The organism is Streptomyces calidiresistens (genome assembly GCF_014141525.1).
GTDB lineage: Bacteria > Actinomycetota > Actinomycetes > Streptomycetales > Streptomycetaceae > Streptomyces > Streptomyces calidiresistens.
Genome location: NZ_VKHS01000554.1, coordinates 1 through 3,763, shown reverse-complemented (window position 1 = coordinate 3,763; position 3,763 = coordinate 1). Strand labels below are relative to the sequence as shown.

Sequence of the window (3,763 nt, the reverse complement as noted above, 5' to 3'; positions counted from 1 at the left end):
GGCGGGGTTTCCGGCCGGTTGGTTTGTCGGGTGTCGTCCGGGGGAAGTCCGTTCACCGTCGCGGGGTGGCGCCACCGCGGAGCGTGACGGCGGGGTCGGAAGGGGCGGCGTTCCCCGTGGTCAACCGCGCGGAGGGGCGTACCCGGGGGCGCGCGGGGAGTGCGAATGCGCTCCGACCGTTGTCCACACGCCCCGGTTGATCGCGCGCGATTCCCTCGGATGAGGCGGTCTTCCCCGGACGTTCCTCCGATAGTCGGTGCACGCCCGGCGGAACCGGTGAGCGCGAGGTCGCGTTCGGCGCCGGGCGGCGAGGGGGAGCCCGCGTGGACCTCACACCACAGCACCATCCGATCGTCATCCTCGACATCGTCGGTTCCGGCCGGCGCACCGATCCCGACCAATCCTGGTTGCGCGAACGGCTCTACGCCATGACCGAGCGGGCCCTGCGGACGGCCGGCATCGAGGGGGCGGAGACCGAGGACCGGGGGGACGGCATCCTGGCCCTCCTGCCCGGCGGGATCCCCAAGACCGCCCTGCTCGGACCGTTCGTCGACGCCTTCGACGCCGAACTGCGCGCCCACGCCCGCCTGTACCGCACGGGGCCGCGCTCGCTGCGGCTGCGCGCCGCCCTGCACGCCGGGGAGGTCGCCCGCGACGAGCGGGGCTGGGTGGGCGCCGACCTGAACACCGCCTTCCGCATGGTGGACCTCCCCGCCCTGCGCGGCACCCTGGAGACCGCCGACCGGGCCGTGCTGGCCCTGGCCGTCTCCGACCTGCTGTACCGGGCGATCGTCCGGCACGACCACCCGGGCATCGACCCCACCGAGTACCGGGAGGTGCCCTTCGCCGCCAAGGAGATCAGCGGCGAGCGGGTGTGGATCCGGGTCCCCGGCTACTACGAGCCGCCGGGCCTGCCCGCGCCCGGGACGTCCCGGGAGTCCGGGCAGGCGCCGCCGGTCGGGAACGCGGCGGACCCCGCCGGGGCGACCCGGCGAGAGGCCCCCGCCCCCGCCGAGGCGCCCCCGGACGCCCCGCCGGCCGGCAACAGCGGCATCGGCACGGTGCACGGCGGCATCCACCACGGGGGGATCGGCGTCAACCGCGGTGAGGTGAACCAGCGGTGGATCGGCGCCACGGGCGCCGACACCGGGGAGGAGACCGCGAACCTCCGGCGCGAGCTGGAGCGGCTCCGCGTCGAGCTGAAGGAGGCGCTGCGGCGCCGCGAGATCGACGAGGAGACCCACCGGGACGCGGGTGCCGAACTCGACGAGGCCGAGCGCCACGCCGAGGCGGCGGAGGCCCGGGACGAGCCGGCCCGGGGCCGGGTGCTGCGCGCGCTGCGCCGGCTCAAGGGGCTGGTCGAGGACGTCGGCGGGCTCGCCGGCGCCGTCACCGCGTTGATCAACGTCGTCCGGGGAGGCACGGCATGAGCACCACGGAGAGCTTCGTTCCCCCGCCGAACACGCCCCCGCCGAACGTGCCGCCGGCGGGCGGGAACAGCGGGATCGCCACCCTCCACGGGGGGATCAGCGACGGCGGCATCGGCGTCAACCACGGCACCGTGTACCAGTACCACGTGCGGCCGGACGCCTCACCGCAGGAGCGGGCCCGGATGGCGGGGCGCTGCCTGGGCGCGGGGCTGCGCGAGCGCGCCGAGCGGCTGTTCGAGGAGGCGGTCGCCGGTGGGCTGGACACGGCGGAGGTGCGGTACGGCCGCCTGCTGGCGGTGGTCAGCCGCCGGTCACCGGAGGAGTTGAGCGACGCCGACTGGCAGCGGTCGCGCGACCTGTTCCCCGCGCCCGGCGTCGCCCCGTCCCCCGATCCGGACGGGTACGGGGCGGCGGCCCGGGCCGTGGCCTGGCTCCTGACGGCGGTGCTCGACCCGGAGCTCTCCGTGCGGGATCCGGAGTCGGGGGAGGTCCCGGCGGAGGCCGGCACGGGCGCGGTGGGCGGGCTGCCGCCGGAGCCCGGCACCGACGTCACCGCGATCCTCGCCGACCTGCCCCTGGCCCGCCGCGAGGAGATCGAGGACCACCTCCGGCACATGATCGAGGTCCTGCGGCGGCGGTTGAGCGACGCGGACGAGGCACGGGCGCTGGAGGAGGCCCGGCTCGCCGACCGGCGGGCCGAGCGGGTGCCCTACTTCTTCACCGCCGACCCCCTGCCGCCCCGCGCGCCGGACCCGGCCGCCGTGCCCCGATGGCTGCCCAACGCCCGGGTCGGGCTTGCGGTCACCGGGGTGGCCCTGCTGTTGGGGCTGGTGGTGGGGGTGGTCGGCCTCGCCTCCTCCGATTCCGGCGGCGGGTCGGGGTCCACGGGGTTCGACTCGGGGTTCGGCTCGGATTCCGGGTTCGACTCCTCCTCCTCCTCCTCGTCCGAGGGGGAGGCCGGTGTCGGCGTCGTGGTGGGTCTGCTGGTGGGCGTGGGCCTCGCCGGAGGACTGTTCGCCCTGGCCCACCACCGGACCGCCCCGAGACGGCTGCACGAACGCCGCCTGCGCCTGTGGATGCCCCCCGCCGGCCCGCGGCCGAACGGCTCGGGGGGCCTGGCCGACCGCCTGCTGCGGCGCCGGGCCGGCACCTCCGCCGAGGCCCGGGCGGAGGCGTCCGCGCGGCGTCGGGAGGCGTTCCGGTCGACCGTCGCCGACCTGGTGGACGCCCGCTACTCCGCCCTGGCCCCGCACGACGCGGCCGCGGCGGCGCACCGGATGGCCGCCACCGCCGACCGCCGGACCGAGCTGACGGCCGAACTGACCCACCACCACTGGCGCACCGGTGACGCGGCCGGTCTGGACTGGCTGATCCAGCGCCGCGCGGCCGAGGACGCCCGCCGTCCGCTGCCGGCGCCGCGTCCCACCGACCCGACCGGGACCTCCGACGGGTTCCGCTGGGCGCGGGTGATCGGCGGGATCACGGCGGGGCTGTGCCTCCTGGTCCTCATCGGCCTGGCCATGGGGACGGGGGTCCTGTGGGTCACCGTCATCGCCTGGGGCATCGCCCTGTACACGGGCCCCGAGACGGCCCGGGTCGCCGCCCTGGTGCGCATCCACGAGGAGGAGCGGAAGCGCTGGGAGGAGGACAGCCGGTGGCAGCGCTCGTGGGCGGACACCCTGCTGCGCAACCGGCCGGACGACGTCCGGATGGCCCGCTGGCTGGAGGTGGACAAGCAGCGTCTGCGCCGCGCCATGCTGGCCGAGCACCGGATGGAGAACCGGGACATCATCTTCGACTTCTTCGTCCTGGAGGCGGCCCCGGACTGCGTGCGCGCCCGGGTGCCCGGCGGGCCGGTGCGCTACTCCGAGTCGGTGCTCAAGCTGTTCGTGCTCACCGGCAAGGGGGTCTGGGTCAGCACCTGGCGGGTGGATTCCGCCACCGGCGGGCACACCGGCCGCAACGACGTGGTCTTCCGCTACGACGCCATCGGCTCCGCGATGCTCGACACCGGCCCCGCCGGGACGGAGGAGGGCGCCACGGGCCGGGTCCCGCGCGAGGCGCTGCGCCTGGTCCTGCACAACCGGCAGGACGTCCGGGTGGAGATGGAGGACTACGCCCTGCTGGGGGAGACCGGTGAGGGGACGGAGAGCCTGCGCGACCTGGCCCGGGAGGTCTCCGGGGCGGCGGACGGCTTCCGGATGCTCGCGGCCCTGACCACCGAGGGCAAGGAGTGGTTCGACCACCGCCGCCGACAGGCCCACCGGGCCCTCCACGGGCGGCGGGACCGGGAGGGGGGCCGGACCTCGGGGGTGTGAACCCGCTGTCTCTTA

General features: G+C 76.2%; 2 protein-coding genes. Both read left to right on the top strand.

The genetic code is table 11. The features are described 5' to 3' along the window. Window positions 1-323: 323 nt before the first annotated feature. On the top strand, window positions 324-1,430 hold the full coding sequence (locus FOE67_RS19430; RefSeq protein ID WP_182666051.1) for a hypothetical protein: 1,107 nt from the start codon (window positions 324-326) through the stop codon (window positions 1,428-1,430). Beyond that, window positions 1,427-3,748 (top strand): hypothetical protein, encoded by a 2,322-nt coding sequence (locus FOE67_RS19425; RefSeq protein ID WP_182666049.1) that lies wholly within the window; start codon window positions 1,427-1,429, stop codon window positions 3,746-3,748. The genes FOE67_RS19430 and FOE67_RS19425 overlap by 4 nt, the downstream gene beginning before the upstream one ends. The last annotated feature ends 15 nt before the right edge of the window (window positions 3,749-3,763 follow it).

Bases quoted from the DNA above. Each gene is read 5' to 3' on its own strand.
- FOE67_RS19425 (WP_182666049.1), top strand. From the start codon at position 1,427: ATGAGCACCACGGAGAGCTTCGTTCCCCCGCCGAACACGCCCCCGCCG.